The sequence below is a fragment of the Microbacterium sp. LWH7-1.2 genome (genome assembly GCF_038397755.1).
In the GTDB taxonomy this organism is placed as follows: domain Bacteria; phylum Actinomycetota; class Actinomycetes; order Actinomycetales; family Microbacteriaceae; genus Microbacterium.
The window spans coordinates 1,602,160-1,618,101 of sequence record NZ_CP151637.1 but is presented as its reverse complement, the minus strand read 5'-3'; the positions used below and the strand labels follow the sequence as shown (position 1 = coordinate 1,618,101).

17 protein-coding genes are annotated in these 15,942 nt (G+C 71.2%); 9 read left to right on the top strand and 8 right to left on the bottom strand.

The genetic code is table 11. The features are described 5' to 3' along the window. The first annotated feature begins 32 nt into the window (after window positions 1-32). The 4 genes from MRBLWH7_RS07725 to MRBLWH7_RS07710 all read left to right on the top strand — a co-directional run bounded on the left by MRBLWH7_RS07725 (window position 33) and on the right by MRBLWH7_RS07710 (window position 4,002). Window positions 33-347 carry a thiamine-binding protein gene (locus MRBLWH7_RS07725; protein WP_342000798.1) on the top strand — a complete coding sequence of 105 codons (315 nt, stop codon included), beginning with the start codon at window positions 33-35 and terminating at the stop codon, window positions 345-347. 221 nt (window positions 348-568) lie between these two features. Then, the gene (locus MRBLWH7_RS07720) at window positions 569-1,852 is read left to right on the top strand and encodes a Fic family protein (RefSeq protein ID WP_342000796.1); all 1,284 of its coding nucleotides are present in this window, start codon (window positions 569-571) and stop codon (window positions 1,850-1,852) included. A gap of 115 nt (window positions 1,853-1,967) precedes the next feature. Beyond that, the gene (locus MRBLWH7_RS07715) at window positions 1,968-3,230 is read left to right on the top strand and encodes an MFS transporter (protein ID WP_342000794.1); all 1,263 of its coding nucleotides are present in this window, start codon (window positions 1,968-1,970) and stop codon (window positions 3,228-3,230) included. Between the two features lie 13 nt (window positions 3,231-3,243). Then, window positions 3,244-4,002 (top strand): NUDIX hydrolase, encoded by a 759-nt coding sequence (locus tag MRBLWH7_RS07710; RefSeq protein ID WP_342000792.1) that lies wholly within the window; start codon window positions 3,244-3,246, stop codon window positions 4,000-4,002. A 7-nt stretch (window positions 4,003-4,009) separates the two neighbouring features. On the opposite strand, the gene MRBLWH7_RS07705 is transcribed toward MRBLWH7_RS07710, so the two are convergent. Next, complete coding sequence (locus MRBLWH7_RS07705; protein WP_342000790.1) at window positions 4,010-5,704, bottom strand: heme peroxidase family protein; 1,695 nt, start codon at window positions 5,702-5,704, stop codon at window positions 4,010-4,012. Between the two features lie 71 nt (window positions 5,705-5,775). Next, window positions 5,776-6,981 (bottom strand): homoserine O-acetyltransferase, encoded by a 1,206-nt coding sequence (locus MRBLWH7_RS07700; RefSeq protein WP_342000788.1) that lies wholly within the window; start codon window positions 6,979-6,981, stop codon window positions 5,776-5,778. A gap of 67 nt (window positions 6,982-7,048) precedes the next feature. On the opposite strand from MRBLWH7_RS07700, the gene MRBLWH7_RS07695 reads away from it, so the two are divergent. Beyond that, window positions 7,049-7,300 (top strand): hypothetical protein, encoded by a 252-nt coding sequence (locus MRBLWH7_RS07695; protein WP_342000786.1) that lies wholly within the window; start codon window positions 7,049-7,051, stop codon window positions 7,298-7,300. A gap of 59 nt (window positions 7,301-7,359) precedes the next feature. Here MRBLWH7_RS07695 and MRBLWH7_RS07690 read toward each other — a convergent pair whose 3' ends face one another. Continuing rightward, window positions 7,360-8,682, bottom strand: coding sequence for a bifunctional o-acetylhomoserine/o-acetylserine sulfhydrylase (locus tag MRBLWH7_RS07690; protein ID WP_342000784.1), 1,323 nt, complete (start codon window positions 8,680-8,682; stop codon window positions 7,360-7,362). A 169-nt stretch (window positions 8,683-8,851) separates the two neighbouring features. Between MRBLWH7_RS07690 and MRBLWH7_RS07685 the strand changes: the two genes are divergently transcribed. From MRBLWH7_RS07685 to MRBLWH7_RS07670, 4 genes are read left to right on the top strand one after another with little or no spacing between them, the layout of a single operon-like run. After that, the gene (locus tag MRBLWH7_RS07685; RefSeq protein WP_342000782.1) at window positions 8,852-9,640 is read left to right on the top strand and encodes an SDR family oxidoreductase; all 789 of its coding nucleotides are present in this window, start codon (window positions 8,852-8,854) and stop codon (window positions 9,638-9,640) included. After that, window positions 9,637-10,506 (top strand): metal-dependent hydrolase, encoded by an 870-nt coding sequence (locus tag MRBLWH7_RS07680; protein ID WP_342000779.1) that lies wholly within the window; start codon window positions 9,637-9,639, stop codon window positions 10,504-10,506. Before MRBLWH7_RS07685 ends, MRBLWH7_RS07680 begins: the two co-directional genes overlap by 4 nt. 1 nt (window position 10,507) lies before the next feature. Continuing rightward, on the top strand, window positions 10,508-11,200 hold the full coding sequence (locus tag MRBLWH7_RS07675) for a uracil-DNA glycosylase (protein ID WP_342000777.1): 693 nt from the start codon (window positions 10,508-10,510) through the stop codon (window positions 11,198-11,200). 33 nt (window positions 11,201-11,233) lie between these two features. Next, on the top strand, window positions 11,234-11,845 hold the full coding sequence (locus tag MRBLWH7_RS07670; RefSeq protein ID WP_342000775.1) for an N-acetyltransferase family protein: 612 nt from the start codon (window positions 11,234-11,236) through the stop codon (window positions 11,843-11,845). 3 nt (window positions 11,846-11,848) lie between these two features. Here MRBLWH7_RS07670 and MRBLWH7_RS07665 read toward each other — a convergent pair whose 3' ends face one another. Genes MRBLWH7_RS07665 through MRBLWH7_RS07645 form a run of 5 tightly spaced genes read right to left on the bottom strand, consistent with a single transcriptional unit; the run spans window position 11,849 to window position 15,859 of the window. Next, window positions 11,849-12,268: a hypothetical protein gene (locus MRBLWH7_RS07665; protein ID WP_342000773.1), complete on the bottom strand. Its 420-nt coding sequence runs from the start codon at window positions 12,266-12,268 to the stop codon at window positions 11,849-11,851. Then, window positions 12,246-13,316, bottom strand: a complete 1,071-nt coding sequence (locus MRBLWH7_RS07660) for a M4 family metallopeptidase (protein WP_342000771.1) — start codon at window positions 13,314-13,316, stop codon at window positions 12,246-12,248. The genes MRBLWH7_RS07665 and MRBLWH7_RS07660 overlap by 23 nt, the downstream gene beginning before the upstream one ends. 58 nt (window positions 13,317-13,374) lie before the next feature. After that, window positions 13,375-14,172: an ATP-binding cassette domain-containing protein gene (locus MRBLWH7_RS07655; RefSeq protein WP_342000769.1), complete on the bottom strand. Its 798-nt coding sequence runs from the start codon at window positions 14,170-14,172 to the stop codon at window positions 13,375-13,377. Beyond that, window positions 14,169-15,002: an ABC transporter ATP-binding protein gene (locus tag MRBLWH7_RS07650; RefSeq protein ID WP_342000767.1), complete on the bottom strand. Its 834-nt coding sequence runs from the start codon at window positions 15,000-15,002 to the stop codon at window positions 14,169-14,171. The genes MRBLWH7_RS07655 and MRBLWH7_RS07650 overlap by 4 nt, the downstream gene beginning before the upstream one ends. Next, the gene (locus MRBLWH7_RS07645; protein ID WP_342001966.1) at window positions 14,999-15,859 is read right to left on the bottom strand and encodes an ABC transporter permease; all 861 of its coding nucleotides are present in this window, start codon (window positions 15,857-15,859) and stop codon (window positions 14,999-15,001) included. Before MRBLWH7_RS07645 ends, MRBLWH7_RS07650 begins: the two co-directional genes overlap by 4 nt. Window positions 15,860-15,942: the final 83 nt, after the last annotated feature.

The following is a 15,942-nucleotide window of genomic DNA, read 5'->3' as shown; positions in this document are numbered from 1 at the left end:
CGCCCGTCGCTCCCCCAGAGTCGGAGGTCCCCATGCTCGTCGCCTTCTCCGTGGCACCCAGCGGAACCGGCCGCGCCGACGGTTCGGTGCACGACGCCGTGGCGGCCGCCGTGAAGATCGTCCGTGACTCCGGCTTGCCGAACAGGACGAACAGCATGTTCACCGAGCTCGAAGGCAGCTGGGACGAGGTGATGGATGTCGTCAAGCGGGCCACCGAGGCGGTGATGCCGTATGGCTCGCGGGTGTCCCTCGTCCTGAAGGCCGACATCCGCCCGGGCCACTCCGGTGAGATCGACGGCAAAGTCGAGCGTCTCGAGCGCGCGCTGGAAGACGGCGCGACGGAGTAGCGCGCGAGCATCACCGCCGCCGAGGCCAGCAGCACGAGCAGCAGCAGCGGCGGGGCCGCCGCCGCCGAGGTCGCCGTCGATGGCGACGGTGACATGCAACCCTCCGCAGCGCAACCGACATGGCCCCGCGCGCCTAGCTGGATAGCTGGGAAATAGTCCAGAGCTATTTTGCGTTTATCGCGCTAGAGTGAAAATCAGCAGAAGCGCGAAGGAGGTTGACGGTGGCTCACTACGTAGAGCGCCTGTGGCGTCCGGGCGACGAGTCCGGGTTCGGGCTGAGCCGGCGCGACCGCCATCCCGGCCGGTATCAGGCGTACGTGCCTGACGAGCTCGGGACGAAACTCCCGCAGCTGGGCGAGGACGCGCAGGCGGCGGCAGCCGATGCGCTGGTCGTGCTCGGTCGCGCCGACGAGCGACTGGGGGAGCGGGGGAAGTTCCTCAGCCACCTCCTCATCCGCTCGGAGTCGATCTCCTCGAGCTGGATCGAGGGCAACCGCGTCACGCCGAAGAAGCTGGCGATTGCAGAGGCGCTCCAGCAGGGACCGCGCGTCGCTCTCGACGTCGTCGCAAACGTGCGCGCCACCGAGCAGGCGATCGAGCAGCTCGCAGATCGGGCCAGGCCGATCACCGTCTCGGACATCGAGGATCTGCAGCACGTCATCGAGCCCGGACTCGAACGCGGCATTCGCATCGAGCAGAACTGGGTCGGAGGCACCGGCTACAGCCCGCTGCGTGCTGACTTCGTGCCGCCGCCCGAAGAGGACGTCCAGCGCCTGCTGGAAGACCTCGCCGGTTTCGTCACCGAGACCGAGGGGAACCCCGTGGTGCGCGCGGCGATCGCGCATGCGCAGTTCGAGACGATCCACCCGTTCGTCGACGGCAACGGCAGGACCGGCCGCGCGCTCATCCACACAGTGCTCGCCAGAGGCGACGCGCTCCGGAATGTGCTGATCCCCATCAGCACGGTGTTCGCCGGAGACACGGATTCGTATCTGGACGGGCTGGACGCGTTCCGGGAGTTCCCGCCGCGGCTGGACGACTGGGTCATCGGCTTCGCGGCGGCCGTCGAGCGAGCCGCCGGCGGCGCCCTGAACCTCGCCGCCGAGGTGGACGAGCTGGACAAGGACCTCCTCGAGCGGCTCATCCAGTACCGGACGGAGCAGGGCATCAAGCCCGCGAAGCCGCGCAGCGACGCGGTATCGCTGAGAGTGCTCCAGAACCTCGCCAACGAACCCGTGCTCACCGTCGAGCGCGCCGCCGAGCGCTGGGGTACGTCCACGAGCGCGGCGTACCGCGCGCTGACGGAGCTGGCCGAAGCAGGCCTGCTCGGCCGGACGAAGGACCAGAAGGGCAAGCTCGTCTGCTACACCGCCGATGCGCACCTGGGGCTCGTCGCGCTCACCGAGCGCAGCAACCGCGTCGGGGGCGTCGACACGGCGTCCCGCCGGCCGAAGCTCGCTCCCGACGCTCCATCGGTCGAGCACGTTGGCCGGCTGTTCCGGTGAGACGATCGAACCCAGGGACGACTGAGGCTGCGTTCCCGCGGGCTCGTGGCGTTCCGCGTCACCCCCGTGCCGAATCGATTCGACAGGATGCTGCCGCCACCGCTAGCGTGACGTGGTGTCCTCCTCGAATCTGACGACCTCTTCGAATCAGAAGACGGGGGCGGCGTGGGCGCTCCTTTCCCTCGCCGTCGGCAGCTTCGGCATCGGCATGACCGAGTTCGTCGTCATGGGCCTGCTCCCGAACATCGGCTCCGACCTGCTTCCGTCGCTCTGGCAGCTCCGCCAGGAGGACGCGATCTATCAGGCCGGCTGGCTCATCTCGCTCTACGCGCTCGGCGTCGTGGTCGGCGCGCCGACGATCGCAGGCGCCGTGGCGAAGTACCCGCGCCACCGCGTGATGATCGGTCTGGCTCTCGCGCTCACCGTGTTCAACGCGCTCACCTTCTTGGCACCCACGTTCGAGTGGGTCGCGGCATCCCGATTCCTCGCGGGGCTCCCGCACGGCGCGTACTTCGGCATCGGGGCGCTCGTCGCGGCGGACGTGCTCGGTCCGGGCAGGCGGGCGAAGGGCGTCGCGTTCGTGCTGACCGGCCTCACCGTCGCCAACGTCGTCGGTGTGCCGCTGGGCACGTATCTCGGTCAGCAGCTCGGGTGGCGTGCGGCGTTCATGGTCGTGGCAGGCATCTTCGCGGCGGCGACCGTGCTGATCACGTTCTTCGTCCCCGAGCATCCGGGCGATCCCTCGCGCACGCTCCGCGCCGAGCTCAAGGTGTTCCGCATCGGGCAGGTGTGGCTGGCGCTGGGCGTCGGTGCGATCGGATTCGGCGGATTCTTCGCGGTGTACAGCTACGTCGCGCCGCTCGTGACGGAGGTCGCGGGCTCGCCGGAGTGGGCCGTGCCGATCGTGCTCGTGCTCATGGGGATCGGCATGACGGTCGGCAACCTCGTCGGCGGGCATCTCGCCGACGTCGACCTCAAACGCACGCTGATCGGAGGCCTGGTGGCACTCGCGGCAGTGCTCGCGCTGCTCGCCATCACCGCGCAGTGGATCTGGGCGCTCGCGTTCTTCGTGTTCGCCGTCGGGTTCGTGGCGTCCGCCCTCAGCCCCACGATCCAGACGCGGCTGATGGACGTCGCCGAGGACAACCAGTCGATCGCTGCGGCGTTGAACCACTCGGCCCTCAACATCGGCAACAGCCTCGGCGCCTTCCTCGGCGGCGTCGTCATCGCCGCCGGCTGGGGATTCGGGGCACCGGCGTGGGTGGGCGTGGGGCTCGCACTCGCAGGGCTGGTGCTCGCGACGGCGAGTCTCATTCTCGAGCGGCGCCGGGTGCCCGCCGCGGTCCGAGGTGTCCGCCGAGACCGGCCCGCGCGGTGAGTAGAGTGAGCGGGTGCCGGAACCGACGCCGAACGCGGAGCGTGCGCTGCAGGCGCTGAGTGACTCGATCGGCGGCGCGCGGACGCGCCGGCCCGAGGATGCCACCGACCCGGCCGTTCCCGTCGCCGCGACGGTCGTGCTGCTGCGCGACGGCGCCCACGGGCTCGAGGTGCTGATGATCGAACGGCCCGACCGCGGATCGTTCGCCGGGGCCTGGGTGTTCCCCGGCGGAAAGCTCGAAGACGCCGACCGCGGCGCCGACGACGAGCCGGAAGAGTCCGTGGCACGCCGCGCCGGTGTGCGCGAGACGCACGAGGAGACCGGGCTCGCGCTCGACGCCGGTGCGCTCGTGGCGCTGTCGTGCTGGGATCCACCGCCCGGCCTCGCGCTGCGGATCCGTACCTGGTTCTTCGTGACGCACGCCGACGCGGGTGCGCTGACGCTGTCGGCCGACGAGGTCGTGGCCGCCGAGTGGCTGCGTCCCGCCGACGCTCTCGCGCGGCACGGTCAGGGCGGTTTCACGCTGTATCCGCCGACCTGGGTGACGCTGCACGGCCTGGCCGATCACGCCGACGCGGAATCGGTCGCCGGCGCGGCGCGCCTCGGCGGTGTGCAGCGCTTCGAGACGGTCGCCCGCCGCGGCGGTGAGGGCCCGTTGCTGCTGTGGCAGGGCGACGAGGAGTGGGACCCGGATGCTGCGGCTGCGGCATCCGGGTCCCGTCATCGCCTCGAGATCGGCGCCCTCCCGTGGCGCTATCAGCGCACAGGCTGACGCGCGTTCAGACTCCGATCACCTTCGCGACGCGGACCAGGTCCGCGAACGTGAACGTGCCGGGCGCCGCTCCCAGCGTCGGCGCGAACGGGACGTTCAGCAGCGACAGGGCGTCGCGCCGCAGCATCCGTGCGAACGTGTCGGCCACGATCTTCGCGCCGAGCGGTCCGAGATGCTCGCCGTTCGCGGCCACCATCGCCTCGCGCAGCACGTAGTACCACAGCGGCGTCTTCTGCAGGAGGAGCCCGCCCTGCTCCTGCAGGACGGCGACCTCGTCCGCCGGAAGACCGGCCGTGAGGTGGGCGGTCGAGAGCACGGGCACGCCGAGCGCCGCGGCCGTCGCCTGCCCGCTCGGCAGGCCCAGGACGAGTCCGCGGAGCAGGTTGCGCACCGCGAGCACGCCCATCAGCTCGTTCGGGATGCCGTTGCCGTCGAGGTCCTCGAGGGCGCTCGCCAGCACACTGTCGATCTTGCGTGCGTTGTTGAACACGGGCACCGGGATGCCGGTCTCGAAGAACGCGTTGAAGTCGACGACCCAGTTCGAGCGCACCGGCAGGTGCGGCTCGTGGATGAACGCGAAGACGTCCGACATCGGCTTGTTGCGCAGCTCGAAGTTCAGCCAGTACTCGTCGCGGATCATGCTGTGGCCGAAGCGGTACGCGGCGACCGAGAACTCGACGGGCATCGTGAACGGGCTTCCCGGCGGCGGGAAGCCCGGCGCGGACGCGAGGGCGTCGTCGACGGCGGCCTGTCCGCAGATGCGCGGGAGGAAGTCGTGCACGACCGCCCACTGGTAGTGGAGGGTCGCCTGACGCTTGGCCTCGACGAAGATGTCACCGGCGAAGCCCGACGCGACCAGCGAGTCCACGATCGCGTTGTGGAACCGCAGCATCGTGAGATGCAGCTGCGACACGATCAGGTTCTCGTTGTTGCGCGGGTCGCCGATGATCGCGGTGAGCGCCGAGGTGCGCGGCACGTCGAAGTCGGTGTGCGCGACCATCCCGGCCGCACCGGCCGACCCGCCCGCGCCACCGAGGCCGCTCGGAAGGTTGGTGCCCAGCAGCATGCGGAACGCCGAGGCCGGCTCGCCCGGCGCGGGAGCGGCGTAGAGGAATGCGTCCACCGCGGGTCCCCTGCCGTACACGCTGTCGAGATCGAGCAGCGGCGAGCGCATGTTGTTGATGACGTGCGCGTCGACGAGCGTCGGCGAGTCCAGCGCGGATGACACGTCGAGGGTGATGTCGTGGTCGACGAACTGCCCGACGTAGGTGTAGCCCGAGGGCGTCGTCGAGTCGGGCGCCGTCTCGCGGCCGCTGTTGCCCATCAGATGCCCGAGCTTCTCGAGCAGCGCGCGGGAGTTCGCGTTCAGCGGGAGCCGGCTCTTCGACCTCACCTTCGGCTTCGTGAGGTAGCCGAACTTGTCGGCGTCCATCGCGAACACCTCGCGCGCGGGGAAGTACCCGAGCGAGAACTTCGCGCCGTGGAACCTCCCGCGATCGGGCCGGACCTGTTCGAGCGAGGCCCGGATGTCGACGGGGAGGCGCGCGCGCCCATCGCCGTCGGCGCCGTCGCGGAAGCTGTCCGCGCCGTCGCCCGCTGCGCGGGCGTGGTCTCCGTTCAGGCCGAGCTGCTCGCGCAGGAAGGGCTGTGCGACGAATGCGTCTGCGGGCGACTCGGCGCCCGGCTGGGTATCAGTGCTCATGGTTCCCTCCTTGGGACTCTGCCCAGTGAGAGAGCACCGCTTTCGCAACGGTGATACCGCGAGACGTCGGCTCAGGCCTCGAGGAGCCGCCGCACGTGGGCGCCGACGGCGGTCGTCTCGATGAGGAAGCCGTCGTGGCCGAAGTCGCTCGAGAGGACGACGGCGCGGTCGCCGTCGAGGGTGTTGCGGATGCCGCGCGCGATACGGTGCTGCCCGTCGATGGGGAAGAGCCGGTCGCTGTCGATGCCGAGCACCAGGGCCTTGGCGGTGACGAGGGCGAGGGCGTCCTCGACGCCGCCGCGGTCGCGGCCGACGTCGTGCGAGTTCATCGCCTCGACGAGCGTGATGTACGAGTTCGCGTCGAAGCGCCGTGTGAACTTGTTGCCGTGGAAGTCGAGGTACGACTCGACGGCGAAGCGCCCGCCGTGCCCGAGCGGGCTCACACCCGACTGCCAGGTGCGCTGGAAGCGCTGGTTGAGCTCCGTGGGGGAGCGGTAGTTGAGCAGGGCCATGCGGCGCGCGAGAGCGAGCCCGCGGTTCGGGCCGTCACCGTCCCCGGCGTCGTAGTACTCGCCGCCCTGGAAGCGCGGGTCGATGCGGATCGCCTCGAGCTGCACCGAGTTGAGGGCGACCTGGTCGGCCGTGTTGACGGGCGGCGACGACAGGATGCCGACGCGCGCCACGCGATCGGGGAGCATGATCGACCACTCGAGCGCGTGCATGCCGCCCATCGACCCGCCCACGACCGCGGCCCAGACGTCGATGCCGAGCGCGTCGGCCAGGCGCACCTGCGCGGCGACCTGGTCGCGGATCGTGAGGTACGGGAAGCGCGACGCCCACTCGTAGCCGTCGGGGCCGATCGACGCCGGGCCCGTCGACCCCTGGCATCCCCCCAGCATGTTCGGGGCAACGACGAACCAGCGGTCGGTGTCGATCGGCGCACCAGGGCCGACGATGTCGTCCCACCAGCCTGACGTCGGGTGCCCCGCCCCGGCCGGCCCGCGCACGTGGCTGTCGCCGGTGAGCGCGTGCAGCACGAGCACGGCGTTGTCACGGGCGGAGTTGAGCTCGCCCCAGGTCTCGTACGCGAGGCGGTATGCCGGCAGCTCGCGGCCGCCCTCGGTGCGGAATCCCCCGAACGCGGCGAAGTGGCGTTCGCCCAGCGGGTCGCCGTCGCGCCACGCACCGGTCGACGGAGGGCGGCCCAGCAGCAGGCGCGCGTCGGCCTCCGTCACGGGCGCGCTCGGCACCGTGTCTTCGGAGGTCTGCCAGTCCATTCGTCCATTCTCGCGTGCGCATGCGGGGTGGTGCCGTCTGTTACACCGCGCATGGCAGAATGCGCGCATGTCGACCGCTGAGCCGTTCATGCCCGCCCACGAGCCCCGTGCGGCGGTGCCGCCGCAGGAGCACGACCTCGATCACGACACCGACGTCATCTTCGACGCGGCCGAGAGCGATGTCGCCGAAGGCGATCAGCGGCCCTGGCACACGGACGACGTCGCGCCGACGCTGCCGCGTCCGGTTCCGGGTGCGCACCTCACTGCCGAGGAGCTGGCGGCCGACCTCGCGGACGAGCCCGACACCGACCGGGAATGACGGATGCCGCGTGCCCGCGCACGGCGCGGGTACACGGCATCCGTATCCCGAGGAAGGGATCAGGCGCGAGCTGCCTCCGACACGCGTCGAGCCGCGGCGAGCGCCTGCTCGAGGTCGGCCTTGAGGTCGTCGATGTTCTCGAGACCCACCGAGAGGCGAACGAGACCCGGCGTGACACCCGTGGTGAGCTGCTGCTCGGGCGTGAGCTGCGAGTGCGTCGTCGACGCCGGGTGGATGACCAGCGAGCGCACGTCGCCGATGTTGGCCAGGTGGCTGAAGAGCGCCAGCGAGTTGACGAACTCGCGGCCCGCCTCGACACCGCCCTTGAGCTCGAACGACAGCACCGCACCGACGCCCTTCGGGGCGTAGGTGTTCGCCGCGGCGTACCACGGCGAGGTCGGCAGACCCGAGTAGTTGACCGAGGCGACGTCGGAGTGGTTCTCCAGCCACTCCGCGATCTCCTGCGCGTTCTGCACGTGACGCTCGACGCGCAGCGACAGGGTCTCGATGCCCTGGATGAGCAGCCATGCGCTGTTCGGCGAGATCGCCGATCCGAGGTCGCGCAGCAGCTGCACGCGCGCCTTGATGATGTAGGCGAGGCCGTCGCCCACCGCGGCCGTGTAGGACGCGCCGTGGTACGAGGGGTCCGGAACGGTGAGGCCGGGGAACTTTTCGACGTTCTTCGACCACTCGAACGTGCCGCCGTCGACGATCACGCCGCCGATGGTGGTGCCGTGGCCACCGAGGAACTTGGTGGCCGAGTGGACGACGATGTCGGCGCCGTGCTCGAACGGCTTGATGAGGTACGGGGTCGCGATCGTGTTGTCGACGATGAGCGGAACGCCGTTCTCGTGGGCGACGTCGGCGACGCCGCGGATGTCGAGCACGTTGATCTTGGGGTTGCCGATGGTCTCGGCGAAGAACAGCTTCGTGTTCGGGCGGACGGCGCGGCGCCACTCCTCGAGGTCGTCCTGGTTCTCGACGAAGGTGACCTCGATGCCGAGCTTGGCGAGCGTGTACTTGAAGAGGTTGTACGTACCGCCGTAGATGGAGCTCGACGACACGATGTGGTCGCCCGCCTCGGCGATGTTGAGCACCGCGAACGTGGCCGCAGCCTGGCCGCTCGCGAGCAGCAGGGCGCCGGTGCCCCCCTCGAGCGCGGCGAGGCGCTCCTCGACGACCGCCTGCGTCGGGTTCTGGATGCGGGTGTAGATGTTGCCGAACTCCGCGAGCGCGAAGAGGTTCGCCGCGTGGTCGGCGTTGTCGAAGACGTACGACGTGGTCTGATAGATCGGCGTCGCGCGAGCCTTGGTCACCGGGTCGGGCTGAGCCCCCGAGTGGATCTGCTTGGTCTCGAAACGCCAGTTCTCGGGTGCGGACATGGCCTGCTCCTGCGGGATCGGATGCCGGGAGCGTGCCCCCCAGCCGGGTTCGAGAGTACGGAGAACCCGGGGTTGTCAACAACGTCGGGGAAATGTGACGTAACGCGCTCCGGCCACGGATTCCCGGTCGGGGAGTGCCGTCGGGCGCGACGTGGGTAGCGTTGTCGGTATGGCGAACAGACGTGCGGTGGTGACCGGGGCGAGCTCGGGGATCGGCGAGGCGGCGGTGCGCGCGCTGCGCGCGAGCGGATGGGACGTGGTCGGCGTCGCACGACGAGCCGATCGGCTCGCCGCGCTCGAAGCCGAGACCGGCGCTGTCGCGTTCGCGGCGGACCTGACGACGGATGCCGACGTCGAAGCGCTCACCGGATTCCTGGCGGATTCGGGCCCCGTGCACGCGCTGGTCCACGTCGCCGGCGGGGCGCGCGGCACCGACCGCGTCGAGGACGGCCGGGTCGAGGACTGGCAGTGGATGTTCGACGCCAATGTGCTCTCGGCACAGCGGCTGGTCGCAGCGCTGATGCCGCAGCTGCGCCGGGCCGCGGCATCCGACGGTCACGCCGACACCCTCTTCGTCACCTCCACCGCCGCGCAGACCGCCTACGCCGGCGGCGCGGGCTACAACGCCGCCAAAGCCGGCGAGGCGATGCTCGCGCACGCCCTCCGGCTCGAGCTCAACGGCGAGCCGATCCGCGTGATCGAGGTCGCGCCGGGCATGGTGCACACGCCGGAGTTCACCCTCAACCGCCTCGGCGGCGACAGCGTGGCCGCGGAGCGCGTGTATGACGGGGTCCAGAACCCGCTGACCGCCGACGACGTCGCGGACGTCATCGCCTACGCCCTCAACGCTCCCGGACACGTCAACCTCGACCTCATCACGATGCGCCCGGTCGCGCAGTCGGCGCAGTTCCTCCTCGCGCGCGGTCCGCTGCGCCCGCGCGGCACGGAGGAGCTGTGACCCTCACCGACGGCACCGTCGTCACGTACCCGGCCGGCGCCGTCTCATCCCGCGGCACCGTGGTCCATGTCGCCGACGCCGGGGAAGGGCGGTGGGCCGTCGTGCTCGACGAGACCGCGTTCCACCCGGTCGACACCGCGTGGCCCGACCAGCCCGCCGACCGCGGCATGCTTCGGGTCGGCGACGCCGAACTCTCCGTGATCGACGCGGTCGTCGGCGCGACCCAGGGCGACGGCCTGCTGCTCGGCCCCGACGTCCCGGTGCGCACCGGCACCGACGGGTGGACGTTCGTCGTCGCGCACATCGTCGAGAGCGGCGCCGGGGTCGCGGTGGGCGACACCGTGGACGTGACGGTCGATGCCGCCTACCGCGCCGCCCTGTCTGCGGGGCACACCGCGTGCCATCTGGCCTCGCTCGCCTTCGACGCGGCGTTGGCCGGCGCGTGGCGCAAAGAGGTGCAGACCGACGCGCTCGGTGCGCCCGCATTCGACGCGCTCGCGATCCAGGAGTCGCGGATCCTGCCGGACGGCTCGCGCGACGTGTACCGCATCGGCAAGTCGCTCCGGCGCAAGGGGTTCGATCCCGCGGCGCTCGACGACCTCGACGCGCTCGCGGCTCGAGTGGATGCGCAGCTGGCCGAGTGGATCGCCGCCGGCGGCGCCGTGCGCATCGAGCGCGACGGCGAGGCACTCGCCGACCGCCGCGCGTGGGTGTGCGAGCTGCCCGGGGCCGAGGCCCGGATCCCGTGCGGCGGCACTCACGTCGCATCGCTTCATGAACTGGTGGCGGCGACCGTGAGCTTCGAGGCGGCGCCGATGGACGGCGGGCTCGAACTCGTCATGACGACGACGGCGGAGCGGGTCTGACATGGCGATGACCCTGCCCGAGCTCGCGGACGCGGGACTCATCGACCCGGAGTGGTCGACAGCGCTCGCCCCGGTCGGCACCGACATCGCGGCGCTCGGAGAGCGGCTCCGCGCCGAGGTCGCCGCCGGGCGGCAGTACCTCCCGGCCGGCGACCGCGTGCTGCGCGCGTTCCAGCGACCGCTGCCCGACGTCAAGGTGCTCATCGTGGGGCAGGACCCGTACCCCACGCCGGGGCATCCGATCGGGTTGTCCTTCGCGGTCGACGCGCACGTGCGCCCGCTGCCGCGGAGCCTCGGCAACATCTATCAGGAGCTGGAGTCGGACCTCGGCATTCCGCGCGCCCCGCACGGCGACCTGTCCGCCTGGAGCGACCAGGGCGTCATGCTGCTCAACCGCGTGCTCACGGTCGCGCCTGGGGCGCCGGCATCCCACCGCGGCTGGGGCTGGGAGAAGGTGACCGAGCACGCGATCCGCACACTCGTCGCGCGGGGCAGGCCCCTCGTGGCGATCCTGTGGGGGCGGGATGCAGCGAACCTGCGGCCGCTGCTGGGCGCCACGCCGATCATCGAATCGGCGCATCCGTCGCCGCTCTCGGCGAGCCGGGGGTTCTTCGGCTCGCGGCCGTTCTCGCGGGCCAACGAGCTGCTCGCCCAGCAGGGAGCCGACCCCGTCGACTGGCGGCTGCCTGCGTAGGGCCGCCGGCCGACCGCAGATCGAGGAGAGTTCATGCTGGAAGAGGAATACGAGAAGGATCGCCGCAAGCTGCCGCGCCATCTGCAGCGGCAGTCCGAGCCCGAGCGTCCGTTCTCGTTCACGATCCGTCCTGTCGAGGACAGGGACATCCCCGACATCCGCGAGATCTACAACTACTACGTGACCAACTCGGTCGTGACCTTCGACGAGGACGTCTGGTCGGTGGCGCAGTGGCGCAAGAAGCGCGCCGGGCTCGCCAAGCAGGGGCTGCCGTTCCTGGTCGCGGAGTCGCCGTCGGGCCAGATCCTCGGGTACGCGCTCGTGCAGCCGATGTCGAGCAAGTCCGCCTACCGGTTCTCGGTCGAGAACTCGATCTACCTCGGTCAGGCGGCCACGGGCAAGGGGCTCGGCCGAGCGCTGCTCGAAGCGCTCATCGAGGCGTGCGAAGCCGTGGGCATCCGGCAGATGGTCGCGGTGATCAGCGACAAGGGCGCCGAGGGCTCGGTCGCCCTGCACGAGAAGCTCGGCTTCGTCGAGGTCGGGCGCATGGGCCGCGTCGGCTTCAAGTTCGGCCGCTGGCTGGGCACGATCTACATGCAGAAGGCCCTCAAGCCGGCGAAGAAGAAGGGCCTCTTCGCGCGCTGATCCTCAGCGACCCGGCCGACCCGTGCCGGAGCGCTGCCGGTTCCAGTCGCGCACGGCGTCGACGAGCTCGCGCCAGGCGCCCACGACCTCGTCGTCCGGCAGCTCGGCCTCGCGCGCATCCGCACCCGACCACGTCGCGCGGATGAACCACACGAAGCCGTCGGGCATCGGATCCCGCCGTCGCGGCGCCGGGCGGGGCGGGGCGGCGGGGGCATCGTCCTCGTGCTCGCCGGTCGCGGTACCCGCCTCGCTCCACGGGCAGCGATCGATGAGCGTGATCCATTGGGGCGCCTCCGCCTCGGGCGGCTGCGCCGACCAGCGCCGCGTGATGCCGGCGATGCCGCCGGTGCGCGCGACGTCGACCTCGACCGCCGGCGGCGCGGCGGAGGACGCGATCGGGTCAGGACTCGGGTTCTCGGTCATCCGGGATCACGCCGACACCCGTCCACCCGGCGCAGACGGCGTCGACCTCCTCCGACTCCTCACCGTACTCCGCGGCCGCCGCCGCGAGGGTGGCGCGGGCGAACGTGGTGAAGTCGGCGGTGGAGGGGAGCGTCCCCGACGTGAGCGCGCGGTACCAGATGAGCCCGGCGCGCTCCCACGCGTGGCCGCCGAGCGCCTCCGCCGTGAGATAGAACGCGTGGTTGGGGATGCCGGAGTTGATGTGCACGCCGCCGTTGTCGTCGCGCGTCTCGACGTAGTCGCGCATGTGCCCCGGCTGCGGGTCCTTGCCGAGCACGTCGTCGTCGTAGGCGGTACCGGGCGCCTTGAGCGATCGCAGGGCGACGCCCTCCACGGCATCCGTGAAGATCCCCTCGCCGATGAGCCACGTGGCCTCGTCGACGGTCTGTCCCTCCCGGTGCTGTTCGGCGAGGGCCCCGAAGACGTCGGCGATGGACTCGTTGAGCGCGCCCGACTGCCCGCGGTACAGCAGGCCGCCCTCGTCCTCGATCACGCCGTGCGCGAGCTCGTGGGCGATGACGCTGAGCGATCGCGTGAAACCCCGGAACACCTCGTCGTCGCCGTCTCCGAAGACCATGCGCTCGCCGTTCCAGAAGGCGTTGTCGTACTCGCGGCCGTAGTGCACGGTCGCCAGGAGCGAGCTGCCCGAGCCGTCGATGCTGTCCCGCGCGTACGCGTCCCACCAGAAGTCGTACGTCGCACCGAGACCCTCGTACGCCTCATCGACGGAGGCGTCCCCGGTCGGCGCGTCGTCCTCGCCGCGCACCCGCGTGCCCGGAAGCACCTCGCGGTGCTCCGCGTCGGAGATCTCGCGGTCGGGCGCGGGCGTCGCCTCGGCGACGAGCGTGCCCGGCTCCTGGATCGACAACCGCAGACGTGAGCGCACCGGACGGTACTCCCGCGGCGCCACGAGGGTGCGGTGCGCCGCGTCGGCGGCACGAGCCCAGTTCTCCTCCTGCACGGCGGCGATGCGGGCGAGCAGGTACGGGGGGACGATTCCGGGGCTCATCCTCCGAACCTATCGGCGGCCTCCGACGACCCGCGCCGCCTCGCCGCCCCCGGAGCGGTCAGGCGGTACCGGCGTCGATCACCGGGATCGACGCCAGCAGCCGCCGGGTGTACGCGACCTGCGGCTGCAGCAGCACCTTCTCGGTCGGGCCCTCCTCGATGATGCGGCCGTCCTTCATGACGACGACCTCGTCGCACAGGTTCTGCACGACGCCGATGTCGTGCGACACCATGAGGAGCGTGAGACCGTCGCGGGCGCGGAGCTCGCCGAGCAGCTCGAGGATCTGCGCGCGCACCGTGACGTCGAGCGCCGACAGCGGCTCGTCGCCGACGAGCAGGCGCGGGCGGTGCACGATCGCGCGCGCCAGGGCGATGCGCTGCCGCTGGCCGCCCGAGAACTCGTGCGGGAACCGGTCGGCCATGTCGGCCTCTAGGCCGACATCCGCCAGCACCTCGCGGACGCGCGCGCGGCGGTCGCCGTCGATCCCCAGTGCCCACAGCGGCTCGCCGACGATGCGCCCGACGCTCATGCGCGGGTCGAGCGACGCGTACGGGTCCTGGAAGACGATCCCCGTCTGCGTGCGCAGCCAGTGCAGGGAGCGCGCCGAGGCCTTCGCGTCGACCGGTCGCCCGTCGAACTCCAGGGTTCCGGCGGAGGGGGTGTCGAGGGCCAGCAGGAGGCGTACGAGCGTCGACTTGCCGGAGCCCGACTCGCCGATGAGACCGACGGCGGAGCCCTCGCGCACGTCGATGTCGGCGTCTTCGAGGCCCGTCGTGAATGTGCGCTTCTCGAACAGCTGCGTCTTCGGCGTGGGGTAGCGGCGCGTCAGCCCGCGCCCGCGGATCAGCAGGGTCATGCTCCTCCTTCCGGGGCTTCACCCCAGGCCCCCGGCGCGCGGGTGCGAGCTCCCTCCGGTCGCCAGAGAGTCGCGGTCGCGTCGCGCAGAAGCTCCCGGGTGACGACGGATGCCGGAGCCGAGAGCAGCCGCGACACCGGCGCCTCCTCCACCACGCGTCCCTGCTCGAGCACCACACCGTGCGTGGCGATCTGCGACAGCACGGCGAGGTCGTGCGTGATGAAGACGAGCGACATGCCGTCGTCGCGGGCGAGCGACAGCAGCAGCTCGAGGATGTCGGCCTGGATCGTGACGTCCAGCGCCGTGGTCGGCTCGTCGGCGATGAGCAGCCGCGGCCGGCATGCGAGCGCCATGGCGATCGCGACCCGCTGGCGCTGGCCGCCCGACAGCTGGTGGGGGTAGCGCGCCACGATGCGCTGCGGATCGGGGAGGGCGACCCGCGATGCCTCGGCGATCGCTCGGGCGGCGGCATCCTGTTTCGACAGCCCCTCGTGGATGCGGATCGACTCGGCGATCTGGCGGCCGACCGTGCGGATCGGGTTGAGCGCTGTGCGCGGCTCCTGGAAGACGATGCCGATCTCGTCGCCGCGCAGCTCTGCCAGCTCGGCATCGGGAAGGCCCAGGATCTCGCGGCCGTTCCACCGCACACTCCCCGACGCGGTCGCACCGTCGGGGAGGAGCCCCAGGATGGCCAGGGCCGTCAGCGACTTGCCCGAGCCCGACTCGCCGATGAGGCCGACGCGTGCGCCGTCGGGCACGGCGAACGAGATGCCGTCGACGACGCGGCGCCCGCCGAGGTCGATCGTGAGGTCGTGCACCTCGAGGCTCACGACACCACCTCCGGGATGTGAAGACGCGCGCGACGGGTGGCGAAGGGGCTGCGGGAGAGCGTCGGGTCGGTGGCCTCGCGAAGGCCGTCGCCGAGCAGATTGAGCCCCAGCACGGTGATCGTGATGGCGAGGCCCGGCCAGACCACCGACAGCGGGTGCACGGCGATGAACTGCTGCAGCTGCGCGAGCAGCAGACCCCACGACGGCTCGGTGACCGGCGCGCCGAATCCGAGGTAGGACAGGCCCGCTTCGGCGAGCACGGCGACCGCCATGCCCCACGACAGCTGCACGATGAACACCGGCGCGACGTTGGGGAGGAGGTGGCGCCACAGGTTCTGCGTCGGCGTGAGGCCCGACGCCCGCCCGGCGAGGACGAAGTCGCTGTGCAGCACCCGGCGCAGCTCCGGTCGCGTGACGCGGGCGATGTTCACGCCGAAGCCGATGCCGACCGCCCAGATCACGACCCACAGGGATCCGCCCCACACCGCCGAGATCATCATCGCGATGATCAGCACCGGGAACGCGATGAGGATGTCGACGAACACCGCCACCGACTCGCGCACCCACCGCGCGGTGAGGGCGCCGAGCGCGGCGAGCGAGATGCCGATCACCGTCGCGACGATGCCGGCGCCGATCGCGACGAACACGGTGGTGCGGGCGCCGGCCATCAGAAGGCTCAGGATGTCGCGGCCCGAGCCGTCGGTGCCGAGGAGGTGAGGCCAGCCGGGGAGGGCCCAGCGGTTCGCGATGTCGACGTTCTGAGGGTCGAACGGTGTCCAGAACCGGGCGACGATCGCGGTGAGGACGACGACCGCGACCACGATGAGCCCGAAGCGCCCGGTGGACAGCGCCCACAGCCGCCCGAGCCACGCCCACCGCGACCGACGCCGCGGTGCGGGCGGCGCCGGGGGCGCAGCATCCGTCCCGCGCACGCTCCTTG

Coding starts and splice junctions, on each gene's coding strand:
- MRBLWH7_RS07665 (WP_342000773.1), bottom strand. CDS start 12,268: ATGACCGAGAACCCGAGTCCTGACCCGATCGCGTCCTCCGCCGCGCCG.
- MRBLWH7_RS07660 (WP_342000771.1), bottom strand. CDS start 13,316: ATGAGCCCCGGAATCGTCCCCCCGTACCTGCTCGCCCGCATCGCCGCC.
- MRBLWH7_RS07675 (WP_342000777.1), top strand. CDS start 10,508: ATGGCGATGACCCTGCCCGAGCTCGCGGACGCGGGACTCATCGACCCG.
- MRBLWH7_RS07655 (WP_342000769.1), bottom strand. CDS start 14,172: ATGACCCTGCTGATCCGCGGGCGCGGGCTGACGCGCCGCTACCCCACG.
- MRBLWH7_RS07725 (WP_342000798.1), top strand. CDS start 33: ATGCTCGTCGCCTTCTCCGTGGCACCCAGCGGAACCGGCCGCGCCGAC.
- MRBLWH7_RS07690 (WP_342000784.1), bottom strand. CDS start 8,682: ATGTCCGCACCCGAGAACTGGCGTTTCGAGACCAAGCAGATCCACTCG.
- MRBLWH7_RS07695 (WP_342000786.1), top strand. CDS start 7,049: ATGTCGACCGCTGAGCCGTTCATGCCCGCCCACGAGCCCCGTGCGGCG.
- MRBLWH7_RS07670 (WP_342000775.1), top strand. CDS start 11,234: ATGCTGGAAGAGGAATACGAGAAGGATCGCCGCAAGCTGCCGCGCCAT.
- MRBLWH7_RS07700 (WP_342000788.1), bottom strand. CDS start 6,981: ATGGACTGGCAGACCTCCGAAGACACGGTGCCGAGCGCGCCCGTGACG.
- MRBLWH7_RS07705 (WP_342000790.1), bottom strand. CDS start 5,704: ATGAGCACTGATACCCAGCCGGGCGCCGAGTCGCCCGCAGACGCATTC.
- MRBLWH7_RS07685 (WP_342000782.1), top strand. CDS start 8,852: ATGGCGAACAGACGTGCGGTGGTGACCGGGGCGAGCTCGGGGATCGGC.